This is a genomic window from Mycobacterium sp. E796 (genome assembly GCF_001672815.1).
Lineage (GTDB): Bacteria > Actinomycetota > Actinomycetes > Mycobacteriales > Mycobacteriaceae > Mycobacterium.
The window spans coordinates 1-564 of sequence record NZ_LZKK01000323.1; the positions used below are offsets into that span (position 1 = coordinate 1).

At 70.2% G+C, this 564-nt stretch carries 1 protein-coding gene; it reads left to right on the forward strand.

What is annotated here, in order from left to right:
• Positions 1-564, forward strand: a 564-nt coding sequence (locus A5706_RS35345) for a TetR/AcrR family transcriptional regulator (protein ID WP_068137349.1), incomplete at both ends; no start/stop codon positions are given.

Consider the following 564-nt stretch of genomic DNA (forward strand, 5'->3'; position numbering starts at 1 on the left):
CGCCCGGTCGGCGCCAGCGGCGAGCGGACCCGCGCCCGAATAATCGACGCGGCGATGCGCTGCGTGGCGGAGGTCGGGTACTCCCGCGCAAGCATTCGCGAGATCGCCAAGGCTGCCGAGATGACCAGCGGCAGCCTGTATCACTATTTCCCGAACAAGTCCGAGCTGATCAAGGCCGCCGTCGCGGCCAGGACCGACGTCGCGTTGCCGCGCCTGCGCGAGGCCGCCCAGGGTCCCGGCGACGTCACGGACCGGATCGAAGCGGTGCTCGACGAATCGGGCCGGTTGATGCGCGAATACCCCGACCTCGCCGCCTTCGAGTGGGCGCTCCGTGCCGAAGGTGCCGTCGACCCTCGGGAGGGCGGCGCCGGATTCCAGGCCTTCCGCGAGATCATCGAGGGCATCGTCGGGGGCACCGACAAGCCGGGCTCGGTGGAAGCCGTCTATTCGCTGATCTACGGGTTGACCGAGCTGGCGGCGACCGTTCCGCCGGAGGAGTACCACGCTGCGCTGGACTCGGCCAAGCGCCTGATCAGGGGCACGCTGCTGGGCGGCGGTCCACAG